Raw genomic sequence first — 18,300 nt, 5'->3', positions numbered from 1 at the left:
AAGCCCGCTGCATATACAAAAAGCGCCCTCTCCCAATGGGAAAGAGCGCTGTATTCCATACTTATGACCCTTATGAGCTAATCCGGTTATTATGCTGGTATTGCTCCAGCGACATCAGCACTTCGCGCGGCTTACTGCCCTCATAGGGCCCAATAACACCGCGTGCCTCCATCGCATCAATTAAACGGGCAGCCCGGGTATAGCCTACCCGCATCCGCCGCTGCAAGAGTGAAACTGAAGCCTGCTTGGCTTCCAGCACAATCTGTACCGCCTGCTCATACAGCTCATCCTGCGGCTCCTGGTCCTCCGACGCCGCCTCATCATCAACTTCCGGAACGATGGATTCGTCGTACTCGGCTTCGCCCTGGCTGCTGACGTATCCAACCACTGCTTCAACCTCCTGATCACTCAGAAAAGCGCCTTGTACGCGGATCGGCTTCGATGCGCCCATCGGCAGGAACAGCATATCGCCGCGGCCGAGCAGCTTCTCAGCACCGGGGGAATCAAGAATCGTCCGCGAGTCGACGTTGGACGATACCCCGAACGCAATACGGGAAGGAATATTGGCCTTGATCAATCCGGTAATGACATCGACCGACGGCCGCTGGGTAGCGATAATCAGGTGAATTCCCGCTGCCCGCGCCATCTGTGCCAGCCGGCAGATCGCATCCTCGACATCGTTTGCAGCCACCATCATCAGATCGGCAAGCTCGTCCACGATGACGACGATGTACGGCAGTACAGCCGCCGGATTGTCTTTCTGCAGCAGATTATAGCCTTCCACATTACGTGTGCCCGATTTGGAGAACAGCTCATAGCGCTTCTCCATCTCAACCACAATCTTCTTGAGTGCCAGGCTGGCCCGTTTCGGGTCGGTTACGACCGGTGCCAGCAAATGAGGAATGCCGTTATACACATTCAGCTCCACCATCTTCGGGTCAACCATCAGGAATTTGACCTCATTGGGCTTGGCTTTATACAGAATACTGGTAATAATGCCGTTAATACATACCGATTTCCCTGAGCCCGTGGCGCCCGCTACAAGCAAATGGGGCATCTTGGCCAGATTGCCTATGATGGTCTGACCGGAAATATCCCGGCCAAAGGCGATGGACAGCTTCGCTTCGGCATCCTGAAACACCTGTGTCTCCATCACTTCGCGCATCGTAACCACAGAGACCTCCGGATTCGGAACCTCGATCCCGATCGCCGATTTACCGGGGATCGGCGCTTCCATCCGGATATCCTTGGCGGCAAGTGCAAGTGCGATGTCGTCAGTCAGATTGACGATCCGGCTGACCTTGACGCCGATGTCAGGCTGGATTTCATAGCGGGTCACGGCCGGACCGCGAACCACCTCTAGCACCTTCGCCCGGACGCCGAAGCTTTCCAGCGTCGCCTCTAGCTTGCGCGCAGTCTGCATGTAATCGTTCTGATCGCCGCCCTTGCCGCCGTTGTTCGGCTTCGTCAGGAGACGGAACGGCGGCAGCTTGTACGGTTTCGGGGGCGGCGGGAGCGGTGCAGGCGGAATCAGCACCTCACCGCTGTCCCCATCCGGCGGGAGGTCACTGAGACCGGCGGCTGCTAGCGGCTGATCCGACTCCTCCGGACCGGGAAGCTCATCCATAGGCAGCATCCCGGGGCCGTCAGCCGTCTTCACCGCACTGCCGCGTGCCGCCGGCGAGAATTCGCCCCACTCCTCCCGCTCTTCTTCAGACAGGCCTTCGGAACGGATATGCTCGAAGAAATCGCGGATAATCGGGGTTACCGGCTCCAGTTCCCCGTCCTCCGGATAACCCGGCTCCCGCTCCTCCCAGGCAGCGGTTCCGGATCTTTCCGTATTCTGCACCGTGACAGTCTGCATTGGCGGCGCTCCGGTGAGCACAATATCAGAGCCGTCATCATCCATACCGGCTTCGGCTGCCGGCATCTTGCTTTGACCTGCTCCGCTGAACCAGCCGCCAATGGTCTTCATGAACGCCGGGCGGCTGCGTTTCGCCAGTGGCTGGTCTTCTTCATAATAATCATCGTCATCGTCCGGCTCCGGTGGAGGAGGGGGCGATTTGCGCGGTTTGGACGCACGGGGGGCGACGGGCACTGCCGCCGGACGGTTGGCCACTTTAAGCCGGATACCGTCGAGGAGCTTCACTCCGCGCGTTCTTACCCAAGCAAACAGCTCCACATAGGACAGATTGGTAATGAGCATAAAGCTGATGGCCAGCATGACAATCATCAGCAGCTTGGCGCCGAGATTGCCGAACAGCCACAGCAAGGCCGCATATTCAAGCGCCCCCAGGTAACCGCCGCTGATATCCTTGCCGAGCATAAAGGCGCCGCCGTCGTCCGGGGCTGGCTTCAGAGAGCCCGACAAATCATTATGTATTTGCGCCAGTACATTGCCAGGATGCAGCATGTTAAGCGGGGCAAGCTTCTGCTGCATGGCAGAGATGGTGCTCATCAGGCACAGTGCAAGCACAAGCAGCAGTACACCGGATTGGCGGCTTGTCCATTTGGACGGCCACCTCCGGTGGATCATAACCAGCAAACCGTATACTATGCCGGCAACCGGCAGTACAAAGTAGAATCTTCCCAATAAATAACCCGCCATACTGGAGAGCGCGCGTCCGACGGCCGCTTCTCCCGATAGAGCAATGACGGATAGGGTAATCAGCATAATTCCGTATATCTCATATTTCAGAACGCTGCCCAGCAGCGCTTTCTTCTTTTTCTTCTTACGTTTCGCCACAGTTGGCCACCCCCGAGACAACATTATACCATATAATGGCGTGGCGTACCTATGTTCTCTTTTGTCGGATATTGCCTGCTGCAGAATACGGCATTCTTACCCCGCTATCAAATGATTAAGAACGCTTCATTAGCCGTCATACCGCACAATGGCACCCGGTGCAAAGGCCGGGTCCAGATACTTCTCCAAGGGGCATTGCAGCAGCCGGACAACCCGTGCTTGTCCGCCCTCCAGCGGCTCCACTTGCATCAGCACACCCTGAAAGCTGACTTCGCGGCACGGGGCGGGAGACTGGATCACGCCCGCCAGTACCTGTTCCATCGGCAATACCGTATACATTGTCATTGTGTCAGCCCTCCCTGCGGAGCAGCTAGACCGGCTGTAGGAGAGGCTCCCGCAGCAATCATGCGGTTTAGCTGCAGGAGCGCCGAGCCGATGCCGCCCACTTCGTCCATCAGCCCGTATTTCACTGCATCATACCCGCCTACGGCCGTTCCGATATCACGGTTAAGCTCTCCGGTCTTAAACATCAGGTCCTTAAACTGCTGCTCCGAGATCTTGGAATGTGAAGTGACGAACCGGACCATCCGCTCCTGCATGCGTTCCATATACTCAAAAGTCTGCGGCACCCCGATCACCAGCCCGTTCATCCGGATCGGATGGATCGTCATGGTCGCGCTCTCGGCAATGATGGAGTAGCTGGAGGCCACCGCAATCGGTACCCCGATGCTGTGTCCGCCGCCGATGACCACCGTCACTGTCGGCTTGGACAGCGAAGCGATCATCTCGGCGATGGCGAGGCCCGCTTCCACATCCCCCCCCACGGTATTGAGGATAATCAGCAGTCCCTTGATATTCTTATTCTGCTCTGCCGCCACGAGCTGCGGAATAATATGCTCGTATTTGGTTGTCTTGTTATGCGGCGGCAGCACGAAGTGCCCCTCAATCTGTCCGATAATTGTCATGCAAAAAATATCCGGCTCCCCGCTGGGTACCACCGTCTGGCCGAGCTCCTTCACAATTCCCACCGTTCCGGGCAGAACCGGCTCGTGTACCTCTGGCTTAACCTCGCCGGGAATATGCTCCTCATTATTTCCGCTATTGTCCAAACCATTGATGATTTCCATAACCACTGTCTTCCTTTCCGCCGCTTAGTATTGGCTCGGCTTGGCATACTATTTCTTAGTATGACATGCGGAAGGGCCCCGCTATTCAGACACCGTCACTGAACAAACAAAAAAGCCCCTCTCCTGCGGAAACCGTCCAATATTTCCGGGGAGAGGGGCCATGCTTATAGTTGTGTAAAGTCTGAAATTAATGACTCCGGTTGGATTTCCGGAATTAAACTTCCATTATGATCGGCAGAATCATCGGTCTGCGGCGGGTCTGCTCGAACAGGAAGCGGCCCAGGGAATCCTTGACGCTTGTCTTCAGCGAAGCCCACTCGTTAACCTTCTCACTCATCAGACGCTGCAGCGTGCTGGATACGATCCGGTTCGCTTCGTCCAGAAGCCCTTCAGATTCACGAACGTAGACGAATCCGCGCGAGATGATGTCCGGTCCGGAGACGATGGCGCCGTTCTGCTTGCTCAGCGTCACAACGACTACCAGAATACCGTCCTGGGACAACAGCTTACGGTCGCGCAGTACGATATTGCCGACATCGCCTACGCCGAGGCCGTCGATCAATACATTGCCGGAGGTTACCTTGCTGGCTCTACGGGCTGTACCGCCCTGGATCTCGATCACTTCACCGATCTCCGTGATGAAGATGTTCTCCGGCTCTACGCCGACCGATTCGGCCAGCAGTGCATGTCTGCGCTGCATCCGGAATTCACCGTGAATCGGCAAAAAGAACTTAGGCTTCATCAGGTTCAGCATTAGCTTCAGCTCTTCCTGGCTGCCGTGGCCGGAGACGTGTACGCCGGAGTTCGAACCGCTGTAGATGACATTGGCGCCGAGGCGGAACAATTCATCAATGGTGCGGCCGACATATTTCTCATTGCCCGGTACAGGCGTTGCAGCAATAATAACGGTATCGCCCGGCAGGATGTCCACCTTACGGTGACTGGAGCGAGCCATGCGGGTCAGAGCCGACATCGGTTCGCCCTGGCTGCCTGTGCAGAGCACAACGACACGGTTGCCGGCCATCCGGTTCATCTCTTCCGGCTCAATCAGCATACCGTCCGGTATATGAAGGTAGCCCAGTTCAGATGCGATCGAAACGACATTGACCATACTCCGTCCGATTACGGTAATCTTGCGGCCCGTAGATTCAGCGGCATTAACCACCTGCTGGATACGGTGCACGTTGGAGGCGAAGGTTGCCACAACCACACGCTGGTCCGCCTTGCGGAAGATATCTTCCAGCACTACGCCGACGTTCTTCTCCGAAGGCGTGAAGCCCGGCTTCTCGGCATTTGTGCTGTCCGACAGCAGAGCGAGTACACCCTTTTGACCGATTTCGGCCATGCGGTGCAGGTTGGCGTATTGACCGTTGACTGGGGTGTGGTCAAATTTGAAGTCGCCTGTATGGACGACATTGCCTTCCGGTGTCTCAATGCAAACGCCGACAGAATCAGGAATACTGTGATTGGTTCTGAAGAAAGTCGCTTTCAGCGTGCTGCCGAGTTCAACCACAGAATCCTCATGAATGAGAATTCGCTTCGTATCACCGAGCAGGTTCGCTTCCTTCAGCTTGTTCTCCACCAGCCCGAGCGTCAATCTCGTTCCGTATACCGGAACATTCAGGTTCTTCAGCACATAAGGCAGTCCACCGATGTGGTCCTCATGGCCGTGTGTCAATACAATACCTCTTACCTTGTCGCGGTTCTCCGTCAAATACGAGATATCAGGAATAACGATATCAATACCCAGCATATCCTCTTCAGGGAACTTTAATCCGGAATCCACGACTACAATGTCGTTCCCGTATTGAATCACATACATGTTCTTCCCGATCTCACCGACCCCGCCCAATGCGAAGATCATTAGTTTATCGTTGTTGTTGTTTTTTTTGGACAAATGAATCTAACCCTCCTATGATGTTGGACGTCATACGTTTTATTTTGTTAACTATTAGCTCATTATTTCAGCGGCGCTGAACACATTCCTCAAATTGCCGTAAATCTTCTGCGTGAACAGGAAGCTCGCGTTGATCCAGTAAGTTCTGTATATACAAAAACGCCCGAACCCGGGTAGTGAGTACCTTCTTGAAGACGTTATTCCGCCGTCAAACTTCACCGCCGCCGCTTTCCCAGCATGAGATTCTGCATGAGAGCAGACGAATGCTAGGACCTATCCTGTATACAATGTTAAAAAACATTGACGGAAGATTACCGCATATTTAATTTTAACCGCACCCAGTCACTTGTGAACATTATACATGATTTTTTTGGCAAAAGACAAGTCACTCTGCTCGTTAGCCTATTCTTTCCATAAAATCAGCTCGGCAGCTGCCTTGGATCATACAAAATCAGGCATACAAAAACCGGCTCCCTGTTCGGAAGCCGGCTTATTTGCATCAAGATTCAAGCAGTGCTTTGATAAAATCAGCTTCCTCCGCGGAAGGCGGTACAAGGGGCAGCCGGACGGACCCGACCTCCTGGCCCCGCAAGCCCAGCGCATACTTCACGGCCGAGGGATTCGGAAGCGGCTGCGGGCAATCGAAGAGGCCCTTGAATACCGGGAACAGCTGCCGGTGCAGCCGGCCGGCTTCGCCCACATTTCCGGAGATGAAGGCCGATATCATTTCCGTCATCTCTGCCCCGACGATATGACTGGCCACGCTGATAATGCCGTGGCCGCCTACGGCCAGTGCAGCAAGTCCTGCAGAATCGTCACCTGTATAGACATGGAAATCCTCCGGACATGCCGTGGCGATCTGGGTAATCTGGTCCACGGACAAGCATTCCTTGGTGGCCACGATGTTCCGGATTTCAGCCAGGCGCAGCGTGGTCGCAACGCTCATACTGACCCCTGTACGGCCAGGGACATTATACAGAATGCACGGAAGAGAGGTCTCCGCAGCTATTGCCGCAAAATGCCTGTAAAGGCCCTCCTGGTTCGGTTTATTGTAATACGGCACGACGAGCAGTACACCGTCGACGCCGATGTTCTCCGCTTCTTTCGTCAGATCAATGGAATGCCTGGTGCTGTTGGTGCCTGTTCCGGCAATGACCCGGCAGCGTCCCGCCGCCCGCTCCTTGACGAACGCAAACAGCTGCAGCTTCTCCCTGTCGCTGAGCGTCGGCGATTCGCCGGTTGTGCCGCAGACCACCAGTGCTTCCGATTTCTGCTCTTTAATCAGGTAATCCACCAGCCGGGAGGTTGCTTCCCAGTTGATTTCGCCCGCCCCGTCAAACGGGGTAACCATAGCCGTGATTAATCTTCCGAAGTCCACGTTCCATTCCTCCTACATTAGCGGTGTAGTTCGAACTTGTTGTGCAGGGCACGCACGGACTGAACCATGTCTTCCTTCTTCACAAGCACCCAGATCGTTGTATTGGAATCCGCTGATTGCAGAATTTGAATATTCTCGGAGCTGAGCGCTTCAACGATATGGGCCATGATGCCCGGAACCCCGTTGATGCCGCCACCGATTACGGATACCTTGGCACAGCCGGACAGGCTCCTCGGACGCAGACCGAGCTCCTGCAGCGCGGCGATGGCCCGCTCCGATTTGTCGTCATTGACAGTATACACCGCTTCTGTCGGCGTCACATTGATGAAATCGACGCTGATGCCGTTGCCGGCCATGCTCTTGAAGATTTGCAGCTGCACCCCGGTTCCGTTGCCTTCGGGGCATTCCACTGAAATCTGGGTGATGTTGCTGACGTAGGCGATGCCGGTCACATAGCGGTCCACGATGCCATGCGATACGTCGCTGAAGCCTTCCGGATGGGTAACCAGCGTGCCCTCTCCGTCGGAGAAGGTGGACCGTACACGAACCGGAATCTGCGCCTGCATGGCAATCTCTACAGCGCGGGGATGAATAACCTTCGCTCCCTGATAAGCCATATTGCAAATTTCCGTATAGCTGACATAAGTCAGCGGCTTGGCATCTTCAACGATCCGCGGATCGGCGGTCAGGATGCCGTCCACATCCGTGTAGATGTCTACAATGTCCGCACGCAGCGCAGCGCCCAGTGCAGTTGCCGACGTATCGCTTCCGCCCCGTCCAAGGGTCGTGAAATCTCCGGCTTCCGTCTGTCCCTGGAACCCGGTAACGATGACGACCTTGTTCTCACGCAATTCGCGCAAAATACGGTCGGTCCGTACATCCAATATCCGCGCATTGCCGAAGCTGTTGTCCGTGACGAAGCCCGCCTGCGCGCCGGTAAGCACGGTGGAGCGGATGCCCTCCTGCTCCAGCAGCCCGCACAGCGTTGTGGCGGAAATAATCTCGCCGCAGGCCATCAGGAGGTCCTTCTCGCGTTCCGGCAGCGCATTACCGTTCTGCACGGCCCATTCCAGCAGCGTGTCGGTTGCATACGGCTCGCCTTTGCGGCCCATGGCCGACACCACGACTACCAGGCTGTAGCCTCCGGCAAGCTCGCGTTTGACATGGCGGATGACATGCTCTCTGGCCACGGGTGTGGAGAGTGACGTACCGCCGAATTTTTGCACCAAAATACCCATGAATAATTCCTCCATAACTTCTCTAAGCCGAAGCGTCTGTTCATTCCCGAATGGCTGGTAAAATATTTCAGGCCGCCCCCTCGCAGGGACGGCGAAAATGAACGAACTATCGCAGCAGCTATGCTGATACAAATATGTCCTATGCTGAATGAAACCGTTCGATGATCATCGGCTGCAGTTGCTTGCCGGAAAGCGCCGCATAGCAGGTCTCGGGAATGAGATCCATACGCGCCACCAGCGAATTCGGCTTGCCCTCGGGATTATCCTGGCCAAACGGCACAAAATAAATATTCTTGGTCACGAGCAGCTTCGCAATATTGGCCGCATTCAGCCCCAGACCGTCATTGGTCGAAATCGCGAGTACGAGCGGACGTCCGTTGCGCATCTGCGACTTGGCCGCCATCAGCACCGGGCTGTCGGTCATGGCATTAGCCAGCTTGCTCGTGGTATTCCCCGTGCAGGGGGCGATTGTGAGCACATCCAGAAGCTTGGAAGGCCCGAGCGGTTCCGCTTCAACAATTGTAGAAATGATATCATTCCCTGTTATATCTTTCAACTGTTTTAACCAATTTTCCGACGTTCCAAAGCGGGTGTCTGTATTCAGCACTGAAGCTGACACAATCGGCACGACCTTGGCGCCGCCGTCCATAAAGCGCTGAATTTGCGGCATCACCTCGGCGAAGGTGCAGTGTGAGCCGGTGATTGCATAGCCTACCGTTTTTCCGTGCCAATCCATTGAATCAATCCCCCCTGATGATGATCTCTTCCGAGATCGACTGAACAAGCGCGTTGCCCATAATGATCCCGGCGCTTTTCGGAGCAACGATACCCGGCAAGCCCGGCGCCAGCATGGCCTTGATCCCGCGCTTCTCCGCATACCGGAAATCGACGCCCCCCGGTGCTGAAGCGAGATCGATAATTACGCAATGTCGGGGAATTCGTGTGAGCACCTGGGCGGTAATCACCATGCTCGGTATGGTGTTGAATATAAGGTCAACATCCCCCACCTGCTGCAGCAGCTCTCCGGTCATGAACGGCCGCCAGCGCATCTCCTCAGCCCGCGCAAAATGCTCCTGCTTCCGGACACCTACCTTAACGCTTGAACCTAACCCCTGCAGCGCCCGTGCCATCGTAAATCCGGTACGTCCCATTCCCAGCACTATTGAGGTTGAGCCGTGGATGGTGAAATCGGTATTTTGAATCGCCATGACCAGTGCACCTTCCGCCGTAGGGATTGAATTGAGAATCGCCACATCATCCCGATCCAGCAGTTCCACCAGCTTCAGCGAATATTTGGCGCACAGGTCGCGCAAATAGCTCTTGGCCAATCCCGTATATACCGCAGCATTCGGCGGCAGAGCCGCCACATGTTCTTCCTCCAGCTTCAGACGATCCTTCGCATATAGCGCGTTGATATTGCCCTCCTGATCGCAGCCCACAGTCGGCAGCACCAGCACATCCGCTCCAGCCAGGAGCTCTTCCGACAACGGCTCCAGAATGACCCCGGGAATTCGAGACTCCCACTTCTCGAACCCGGCTGCGCTTACCGTCGCATCCATTTCCACACATTTGCGGATTACTTCTATTTGCCTCGCGTCCCCGCCCAGGAACACGATCCTGATGCCAGTAAGCATAGGGATGACGCTCCTTTCTACATCGACAATCAACTATGAAGCATCTTATGCGGGCGGCTGCGGATGGGTGAAACGCTGAGTGGAAAAAGCCGCAGGGCCAAATCCGTCACAGATATAAATACAAAGTCATAATATAGTTTTCTTTATTATCAATAAGGACCACACTGACTCCCGCGCAAATGAAAGCCGATCTGGATTACTTAGTTACAACGTTGAGCGAAGTACACCCGAGGCTCATCGAGGGCTGGAGTTCTGATGAACAAGCGGTAATTAAGCAGGCATACAAGTACGCCGAAACGGAGCGGACGGCCCAGGAGTTTTATTTTGCTGCTAACGAGATTGTAATGCTCCTGCATGACGGGCATACCATGCTCGGCATTGCTCCCCTTGTCAATGCATGGCTGGATTTGCCGCTGTTCTGGTCCCGCGAGGGATTAATCATAACGGACAAGCGTGGACAACTGCGCGCAGGTGACATAGTCACGGCGATTGGCGGGCGGAGCATCGGTGAGCTGGAGCAGGCTCTCAAGGAACTGATACCGGCGGAGAATATGAATTGGGTGCGTTCAACGGGGGCAACTTATTTGCGGACGGTTACAGTACTGCGCCACCTGGATATGATCCGAGACGGACAAGTTGTCGTGGAAGCCTTGCGCGGCAAACAGAACGTCAGCGATGTGTACACCCTCAGTGCAAACTATGAAGAAGGATACAACCCCTATCCATCCGGAAGAGAGGCTTTTTCTTACTCGATTGAAGACGACCTGCCGCTGGCTGTGTTCCGTCTCAACGAGTGCACCTATAACGCCGCTTACCGGGAAATGGTCAAACAGTTTTTTTCAGAAGTGGCGGATAAGGGCATTAAGCATATTGCAGTGGATATCAGGAATAACGGAGGCGGCAATTCTGTCGTGATCGACGAGTTCCTTTCCTATTTAAAGGTGCGTGAATATACCGGCTTTGGAGCCTTGATCCGTTATTCACCGCAAGCCAAACAAGCCAACAACTTAGAACAAGATCAGGGATTTAAACAATTCGAGCGCGGTGTAATCCAAAATCCTGCACCTGCGGGACAGCCGTATGACGGCAAGCTGTACATTCTGACCTCCCCGCGGACATTCAGCTCCGCCAACTGGTTCGCCGTCATTGTACAGGACAACGGATTGGGCAGTGTGATTGGCGAGGCCACGGGTAACAGACCTACATCTTATGGAAATGTGATCCCTTTCTCCCTGCCTTCATCGGGCATTATGTTCCAGACCTCCTACTGTTCCTGGGAGCGTCCTGATCCGGAAAGGGACCCGGCCGAAAGCGTCTTCCCCGATATAGAAGCCTATACCACAGCACAGGACATATTGGACCGCAAGGATGCACAGATAAGCAAATTGCGTGAGGTGGTTCGCAGCGATCTTGCTGAGAGCGGACAATTCAGATAAGCCTCAGCACTATCAACTATCCAAAAAGGCTTGCAGCACTGCGCTTATTAAGCGCTGTCTGCAAGCCTGATTAAATACCTATTCCGGGAGTCTATCTCCCCGTATGTCCGAAGCCCCCGGCTCCGCGCTCGGTTTCCGAGAGCTCTGCTACTTCCGTCAGAGTGACGGAAGGAACGGCCTGGAACACCATCTGGGCAATTCGTTCACCGCGCACAATCGCAAACGGCTCTTGCCCCAGATTGATCAGCAGCACCTTGATCTCACCGCGGTAATCGGCGTCGATCGTTCCCGGCGTATTCAGACAGGTAATGCCGTGCTTCAGCGCGAGCCCGCTCCGTGGACGGATCTGCGCTTCCAGACCGTCCGGCATCGCCAGCGCAATCCCGCTAGGAATCAGAGCCCGCTCGCCAGGCGCGAGCACAACCTCTTCCGCTACAGCTGCGAACAAGTCATAGCCCGAGGCTTGCTCCGACATCTTGCGCGGCAGCGGTACATCTTCGTTACCTGGAAGTTTATGAATTTGCACGTAATAAGACAAGATCATCTCTCCTAACATTTGCTATCACTTTGTCCGTTGCTCCGACCATTGCTGCAGCCAGCGGCTGTGCAAACATATGGTCAAGCAGACGGTTAACGTCATCCATGGAGACCTGCTGAATTTTATCGATCATTTCGTCCAGCGAGTCATGTCTGCCCAGCATCAGCTCGTTCTTGCCAATCCGGTTCATCCGGCTGTTGGTGGATTCCAGACTGAGAATCAGGCTGCCCTTAAGCTGTTCCTTGCCTTTGTTCAGTTCGTCCTCGCTGAGACCTTTAAGAGCCAGGTCCTGCAGCATCTCCTTAATCAGCTCGGTGACCTCTTTGGTCTGCTTTGGTGCAGTACCCGCGTAGACCGTGAACAGGCCGCTGTCGGCCTGCGCGCTGTGGTACGAATAGACGGAATAGGCCAGACCGCGCTTTTCGCGGATTTCCTGGAACAGCCGGGAACTCATGCCCCCGCCGATGGCATTATTCAGCAGCACCATCGGATATTGCAGCGGTCCGCCGCTTTCCACACCCGGAAGCGAGATGCAAATATGGTTCTGTTCTGTTTTCTTGCGGTGATACACCAATTCGCCATGGAATTCCGGTGCTGTCAGCGTATCGGACGAGCCGTGGTTGTCAAACGAGCCGAAATGGCGCTCCAAGAGCTCCAGCAAGCCATCGTTGATGTTTCCAGCGACGCTGATAACCGTATTCTCCACAGTATAGCGCTGCTGCATAAAGGCGCGGAGATCATCCGGCGTCATCTCCAGCAGACGTTCCTTGAGTCCGAGAATGGTATAGGCCAGAGGATGATCGCCGTAAGCGGCCGCGCACATCAGATCATGCACTAAGTCGTCCGGAGTGTCCTCGCACATGGAGATCTCCTCCAGAATAACGTTCTTCTCCTTCGCCAATTCCTCGGCATCAAAGCGTGAACGGAAGAACATATCGGCCAGCGTGTCCACAGCAATCGGCAGATGTTCATCCAGTACTTTAGCATAATAGCAGGTATATTCCTTGGCGGTAAAAGCATTCACGTTGCCGCCGATGGCGTCAAACTGCTCGGCGATATCCTTGGCGCTGAAGCGGTCGGTTCCCTTAAAGAGCATATGTTCAATAAAATGGGAGATCCCGTTGTTAATCGGGGTTTCATTGCGTGAGCCGTTCTTGACCCAAATTCCAAACGAAACGGATCGTCCGGTGGGGATTCGCTCCGTCACCACACGCAGGCCGTTCGATAATACGATTTTTTCCAATTCTACGTCCTCCTGGCATAGCTCTTTTCTGATCTGCAATTGATGCGCATGCTACTTATCCTACCAGAAATAAACGGCTCACTCAACTTCGCTTGGCAGCACCCTATCCGCCGAGAGCGTCTGGCTGACGGTTCCCAGCAGCAGGCCCTTGGCTTTGATTCCCCGGATCATCCCTTTCAGCGCCTGTGAGGAAGAGTCGGTCGGATGCATCAGAATCAGTGTCCCCGGTCCGGCTTTGGCACTGATCTTCTGCACCAGCGAACCCGGTGAGGGATGGCGCCAATCCACCGTATCCAGCGTCCACAGCACGGTCTTCAGACCGAGCGAGGCGGCAATGTCAACCGTCTCCTGGTCAAAATCACCCGAAGGGGGCGCAAACCACTTGTTATTTACGTTCAGGCTCTCCTTCAGCAGCTTCTTCGTCTTCTCGATTTCTGCGGTGGCGCGGGCCCTGCTGAGCGTGCTCATATTGGGATGCGTATACGCATGATTCTCCAGCTCATGACCGCGTTTCTGGATCTCGAGGGCAAGCTCCCGATTCTTCTTCAGCCAACTGCCATCCAGAAAAAAAGTAGCCTTCACCTGCTCCTGATCCAGAATGTCCAGCATCGGAACCAGGTACTCGTTGCCCCAGGCCACATTAATCATTAGCGATACCATCGGCTTAGCCGGATTGCCCCGGTAAATCGGCTGCGCTCCCAAGTCATCCAGCGACACCTTTGGCTTGATCTGGCGGACCATCAGCTTGAGCGGGTCCCCCGGGCCTTTCAGCAGCGCATGGCGGTAGGTTGCTTCCACATCCACCTCCAGCCCGTTGTAGCCCGGTACGGCCTTCCAGACCCGATCCACCGCGGCGTCCACAGGCGCCGCATTCAGCTTGGCCGCCTGGCTCTCCACCAGCTTCCGCAGCTCGTTGTCTCCGGCCTGGAGCTCATTCCACACCGCAAGTTCCTCCTGCGGCTTGAGCGCCGCCAGCATTTCCTTTACCGGACCGTCGCTCGAGCCCAGGCCAATGATGATGGCCATGGCGGCCAGCACGATTGCCGCTTTTTCCGTCTTCATGACGTTGTTCCTCCCCGGAAGAAGCTACTCTTGCATCTTCCGCAGACGGCAGAAGACGCTTTGTCCCAGCCTATGAGATGATTCCGGAAAATATGCGGCATGGCCAACTCGCGGGGAACGCACAATGCATTCGCTGCATTAAAAAAAGAGCCAGCTCGCTAACGATGCTGTCTCTTCTTCTCATTTATCCTATAGCAGGCAGAACTTAAGCCTTTGCGCCGCTTTCTGCGGTGAGCACAGCTTTGCGGGACAGATTAACGCGGCCCTGCTGGTCAATTTCGGTAACCTTAACAGTAATGGTATCGCCAATGGCTACAACATCTTCTACTTTGGCTACGCGCTCCGTCGAGAGCTGAGAAATATGCACCAGTCCGTCTTTGCCCGGAATCAGTTCGACAAATGCGCCGAATTTCTCAATCCGTCTGACAGTACCGACATAAATCTCGCCGACCTGGATTTCCTTCACGATGCCTTCGATAATGCCGCGGGCTTTCTGGATCATAGCTTCATCGGAAGAAGCAATGAATACACGGCCGTCCTGCTCGATATCGATCTTCACGCCGGTTTCTTCAATGATCTTGTTGATGATCTTGCCGCCTGCGCCAATGACGTCGCGGATCTTGTCCGGATTAATGTTCATGATAATGATCTTAGGCGCGTACTGCGACAGGCTGGTTCTTGGAGCAGAAATAGCTTCCATCATCTTGCCGAGAATATGCATCCGGCCTTCCTTGGCCTGCTGCAGCGCTTCCTGCAGAATAGCGCGGTCGATGCCGGCAATCTTGATGTCCATCTGGATCGCCGTGACGCCTTCTGCCGTACCTGCAACCTTGAAGTCCATATCGCCCAGGTGATCTTCCATCCCTTGAATGTCGGTCAGGATCGATACATGATCGCCATCCTTGATCAGACCCATCGCCACACCGGCAACCGGAGCCTTGATCGGTACGCCTGCATCCATCATCGCCAGTGTGCTTGCGCAAATGCTGGCCTGGGAAGTCGAACCGTTGGATTCAATGACCTCGGATACGAGGCGGATGGTGTAAGGGAATTCCGTCTCACTTGGAATTACCTTGGACAATGCTCTTTCGCCCAGTGCGCCATGACCGATTTCGCGGCGGCCCGGTGCGCGGAGCGGACGGGCTTCCCCGACGCTGAACGGCGGGAAGTTGTAATGGTGCATGAAGCGCTTCGTCTCGGCCGGATCAATACCGTCGAGAATCTGCACATCGCCGAGCGCACCCAGAGTGCAGACGCTGAGCGCCTGGGTTTGTCCGCGGGTAAACAGACCGGAGCCGTGGGTACGCGGCAGCAGACTGGTATCGCAATCAATCGGACGGATCTCATCCAGCTTGCGTCCATCCGGACGAACCTTGTCATGGGTAATCAATCTTCTGACTTCTTCCTTGACGATATCATGCAGCACTTCCTTGACATCGGAGAGAAGTTCAGGGGTCTCTATGTATTTCTCCGCGAAATACGAAACCGTCTCGTTATTCACTTCGTCGATAGCATCCTGACGGGCATGCTTCTCGGCGATTCGGACTGCTTCTACAAGACGGGCTTGCGCGAAGTCGCGAACCTCCGCATTGACTTCGGCATTGACGGCGTGCAGCTTCACTGCCATCTTTTCTTTGCCGGCAATTTGTACCAGCTCTTCAATGGTAGCCACAATCTTGCGGATCTCTTCATGCCCGAACATGATTGCTTCCAGCATTACTTCTTCCGGCACTTCGTTGGCTTCCGCTTCAACCATCATAATGGCTTCTTTGGTTCCAGCCACTACGAGGTACAGATCGCTCGCTTCCTGCTGTGCCACGTTCGGGTTGATCACGAATTCACCGGCAATCCGGCCAACGGAGACTCCGCCGATCGGTCCGTCAAACGGAACATCAGAGATACTCAGCGCTGCCGAGGTACCAATCATTGCGGCGATGTCCGGTGCGCAATCCTGATCCACGCTCATGACGAGATTAAGCACTTGCACATCATTACGGAAGCCTTCCGGGAACAACGGACGAATCGGCCGGTCGGTCAGACGGCTGGACAGAATAGCCTTTTCACTCGGACGGCCTTCCCGTTTAATGAAGCCGCCTGGAATTTTGCCGACGGCATACAGTCTTTCTTCATAATTTACGGTCAGCGGAAAGAAATCGAGATCCTTCGGCTCGCTGGAGGCTGTAACCGTACACAATACCGCAGTATCCCCATAGCGGACCATAACTGCAGCGTTGGCCTGCTTGGCCAGACGGCCGGTTTCCAGCACGAGGCGTCTTCCGCCGAGCTGCATTTCCACACGTTTTTCCATAAAATCCCTCCTCAAGTGGTAATAGACCCCCCACTAATCACTTTACAGATCATCGCAAGCGGTCAAATGAAACAAAGAATACCTGTTTCCGGGGGAAGCCAGGCATCGTATGGTAGATATCATAAAAGAAGAAACGGCTTGTCCTGCAATATTGCACCAGCCGTTTGGTTTCTGTGGTTCTGCGAAAGCAAGCCACTGTTAAAGTTTTCCCTAAATTTTCAAAAAGCAACCCGGCTGTCCCGCTGTACCTCACAATTAAGGACATACGGTATACAACCAGGCTGCTTTAAGGGTCATCTTATGGAAAATTAACGACGCAATCCCAGTTTCTCGATCAGGGCGCTGTAACGACGCACATCTTTGTTCTTCAGATATGCCAGCAATTTACGACGTTGTCCAACCATCTTGAGCAGTCCGCGACGGGAATGGTGATCCTTCTTGTGCGTACGCAAGTGGTTTGTCAAGTTTACGATATTTTCCGTAAGGATAGCAACTTGCACCTCTGGGGATCCAGTGTCGGATTCATGAGTTTTGTGCTCGTCGATCAATTGGTGTTTACGTTCTTGAGTCAATGCCATCCTGTTCACCTCCTTCATTATAATCGCCTCTGGCCTCGTAGCCGTCGGTGAGAACGGGCAACCAAGCCAAGGTTATGATGCTGTCTTTCCAGCAACGTTAATCAGTATAGCATTTCTGCCTGCAAAAGTAAACGTCATGTTTATGAATGATATTCCAGCAGCTGTTTGGCAGTTTCCGCATCGTCCGCGATTTGCGCGATCAGTGCATCAATGGAGGTGAACTTGCGTTCCGGCCGGATAAAGGACACCAGCTCCACCATCAGCTCCTGGCCGTAGATATCTGCGGCAAAATCAAACAGATGCACCTCGAAGCTCGGTGCGGTAACACCCTCATGAAAGGTTGGCTTCACACCGACGTTCATGACGCCGTATAATACAGCCGCCTCATGATGCACTTTTACTGCATATACGCCTTTGGCAGGAATAACATAGCGGTCCTCAAGCTGCAGATTCGCCGTGGGAAAGCCGATCGTCCGCCCGCGCTTCTCCCCGTGCCCGACGGTTCCCCGCAGATGGTAGCAGCGGCCGAACCAGGCGTTGGCCCGCTCCAGATCTCCGGATTGCAGGCTTTTGCGGATGCCTGAGCTGCTGACCTTCTCACCTGTAAGCAGATAAGGAGGCGTTGTCTCCACCTTCATATGGCCGGAGCCAAGCTCACGAAGCATGTCGGCATCGCCTTCGCCTTTGTAACCGAAGCGATAGTCGAACCCGACCACGGCGGTTGTAATTTGCAGCGGCAGCAGCATGCCGGTGACAAAATCCTGCGGGCTGACCCGGGACAGCTGTTCATTAAATTCAATGATATATAATAGATCGACACCCATTGCGGCCAGCAGCTCCTGCTTGTCCCGCGGCGGAGTCAAATATCCGTCATAATCACCCTTGCCCATCACATCCTTCGGATGCGGATGAAACGTAATCACCGCTGCCGGTACACCTTCCCGGCGGGCAGAAGTAACAGCCGAAGCGATGACGCTGGCATGTCCGCGGTGCAGTCCGTCAAACTGTCCGAGTGCAGCCACCTGCGGCCGGGCCCACTGTGCCACAGTCTCCGGAGGCAATGGATAGCTTAAGTTGATCGTTCTCACGCTGCTTCTCACCTACAATTCACAAAT

At 54.7% G+C, this 18,300-nt stretch carries 15 protein-coding genes; 1 reads left to right on the top strand and 14 read right to left on the bottom strand.

The annotated features are described in order from the left end of the window. Positions 1–70: 70 nt before the first annotated feature. The 8 genes from F1379_RS06860 to dpsA form a co-directional block, all read right to left on the bottom strand. A complete protein-coding gene (locus F1379_RS06860; RefSeq protein ID WP_150267782.1) occupies positions 71–2,746 on the bottom strand; it encodes an FtsK/SpoIIIE family DNA translocase in 2,676 nt (891 codons plus the stop codon). Positions 2,747–2,875: 129 nt separating this feature from the next. Further along, the gene (locus tag F1379_RS06855) at positions 2,876–3,091 is read right to left on the bottom strand and encodes a YlzJ-like family protein (protein WP_150267780.1); all 216 of its coding nucleotides are present in this window, start codon (positions 3,089–3,091) and stop codon (positions 2,876–2,878) included. Further along, positions 3,088–3,873: a ClpP family protease gene (locus tag F1379_RS06850; protein WP_150267778.1), complete on the bottom strand. Its 786-nt coding sequence runs from the start codon at positions 3,871–3,873 to the stop codon at positions 3,088–3,090. The genes F1379_RS06855 and F1379_RS06850 overlap by 4 nt, the downstream gene beginning before the upstream one ends. Positions 3,874–4,087: 214 nt before the next feature. Beyond that, complete coding sequence (locus F1379_RS06845) at positions 4,088–5,737, bottom strand: ribonuclease J (protein WP_420850483.1); 1,650 nt, start codon at positions 5,735–5,737, stop codon at positions 4,088–4,090. A gap of 532 nt (positions 5,738–6,269) precedes the next feature. Further along, entirely contained in the window at positions 6,270–7,148 is an 879-nt protein-coding gene (gene dapA, locus F1379_RS06840; RefSeq protein WP_150267774.1) for a 4-hydroxy-tetrahydrodipicolinate synthase, read from the bottom strand. 17 nt (positions 7,149–7,165) lie between these two features. Continuing rightward, positions 7,166–8,386 carry an aspartate kinase gene (gene dapG / locus F1379_RS06835; protein WP_150267772.1) on the bottom strand — a complete coding sequence of 407 codons (1,221 nt, stop codon included), beginning with the start codon at positions 8,384–8,386 and terminating at the stop codon, positions 7,166–7,168. A gap of 139 nt (positions 8,387–8,525) precedes the next feature. Beyond that, entirely contained in the window at positions 8,526–9,122 is a 597-nt protein-coding gene (locus F1379_RS06830) for a dipicolinate synthase subunit B (protein ID WP_150267770.1), read from the bottom strand. A 4-nt stretch (positions 9,123–9,126) separates the two neighbouring features. After that, positions 9,127–10,020 carry a dipicolinate synthase subunit DpsA gene (dpsA, locus tag F1379_RS06825; protein ID WP_150267768.1) on the bottom strand — a complete coding sequence of 298 codons (894 nt, stop codon included), beginning with the start codon at positions 10,018–10,020 and terminating at the stop codon, positions 9,127–9,129. A 212-nt stretch (positions 10,021–10,232) separates the two neighbouring features. On the opposite strand from dpsA, the gene F1379_RS06820 reads away from it, so the two are divergent. Then, positions 10,233–11,456, top strand: coding sequence for a S41 family peptidase (locus F1379_RS06820; protein WP_162551089.1), 1,224 nt, complete (start codon positions 10,233–10,235; stop codon positions 11,454–11,456). Between the two features lie 91 nt (positions 11,457–11,547). Here F1379_RS06820 and dut read toward each other — a convergent pair whose 3' ends face one another. The 6 genes from dut to F1379_RS06790 form a co-directional block, all read right to left on the bottom strand. Next, positions 11,548–11,994 (bottom strand): dUTP diphosphatase, encoded by a 447-nt coding sequence (gene dut / locus F1379_RS06815; protein WP_203457052.1) that lies wholly within the window; start codon positions 11,992–11,994, stop codon positions 11,548–11,550. Next, positions 11,969–13,237, bottom strand: a complete 1,269-nt coding sequence (locus F1379_RS06810) for a M16 family metallopeptidase (RefSeq protein ID WP_150267762.1) — start codon at positions 13,235–13,237, stop codon at positions 11,969–11,971. The genes dut and F1379_RS06810 overlap by 26 nt, the downstream gene beginning before the upstream one ends. A gap of 78 nt (positions 13,238–13,315) precedes the next feature. After that, the gene (locus F1379_RS06805) at positions 13,316–14,299 is read right to left on the bottom strand and encodes a polysaccharide deacetylase family protein (protein WP_150267760.1); all 984 of its coding nucleotides are present in this window, start codon (positions 14,297–14,299) and stop codon (positions 13,316–13,318) included. 205 nt (positions 14,300–14,504) lie between these two features. After that, positions 14,505–16,607, bottom strand: a complete 2,103-nt coding sequence (pnp, locus tag F1379_RS06800) for a polyribonucleotide nucleotidyltransferase (RefSeq protein WP_150267758.1) — start codon at positions 16,605–16,607, stop codon at positions 14,505–14,507. A 308-nt stretch (positions 16,608–16,915) separates the two neighbouring features. Then, complete coding sequence (gene rpsO / locus F1379_RS06795) at positions 16,916–17,185, bottom strand: 30S ribosomal protein S15 (RefSeq protein WP_150267756.1); 270 nt, start codon at positions 17,183–17,185, stop codon at positions 16,916–16,918. A gap of 140 nt (positions 17,186–17,325) precedes the next feature. Continuing rightward, entirely contained in the window at positions 17,326–18,273 is a 948-nt protein-coding gene (locus tag F1379_RS06790) for a bifunctional riboflavin kinase/FAD synthetase (protein ID WP_150267754.1), read from the bottom strand. Between the last annotated feature and the right edge of the window lie 27 nt (positions 18,274–18,300).

This window comes from Paenibacillus tepidiphilus (assembly GCF_008635795.1).
Lineage (GTDB): Bacteria > Bacillota > Bacilli > Paenibacillales > Paenibacillaceae > Paenibacillus_AQ > Paenibacillus_AQ tepidiphilus.
This window is presented reverse-complemented; position numbering and strand designations above follow the sequence as displayed.

Coding starts and splice junctions, on each gene's coding strand:
- F1379_RS06850 (WP_150267778.1), bottom strand. CDS start 3,873: ATGGAAATCATCAATGGTTTGGACAATAGCGGAAATAATGAGGAGCAT.
- pnp (WP_150267758.1), bottom strand. CDS start 16,607: ATGGAAAAACGTGTGGAAATGCAGCTCGGCGGAAGACGCCTCGTGCTG.
- F1379_RS06845 (WP_420850483.1), bottom strand. CDS start 5,737: ATGATCTTCGCATTGGGCGGGGTCGGTGAGATCGGGAAGAACATGTAT.
- F1379_RS06855 (WP_150267780.1), bottom strand. CDS start 3,091: ATGACAATGTATACGGTATTGCCGATGGAACAGGTACTGGCGGGCGTG.
- F1379_RS06805 (WP_150267760.1), bottom strand. CDS start 14,299: ATGAAGACGGAAAAAGCGGCAATCGTGCTGGCCGCCATGGCCATCATC.
- dpsA (WP_150267768.1), bottom strand. CDS start 10,020: ATGCTTACTGGCATCAGGATCGTGTTCCTGGGCGGGGACGCGAGGCAA.
- dapG (WP_150267772.1), bottom strand. CDS start 8,386: ATGGGTATTTTGGTGCAAAAATTCGGCGGTACGTCACTCTCCACACCC.
- rpsO (WP_150267756.1), bottom strand. CDS start 17,185: ATGGCATTGACTCAAGAACGTAAACACCAATTGATCGACGAGCACAAA.
- F1379_RS06830 (WP_150267770.1), bottom strand. CDS start 9,122: ATGGATTGGCACGGAAAAACGGTAGGCTATGCAATCACCGGCTCACAC.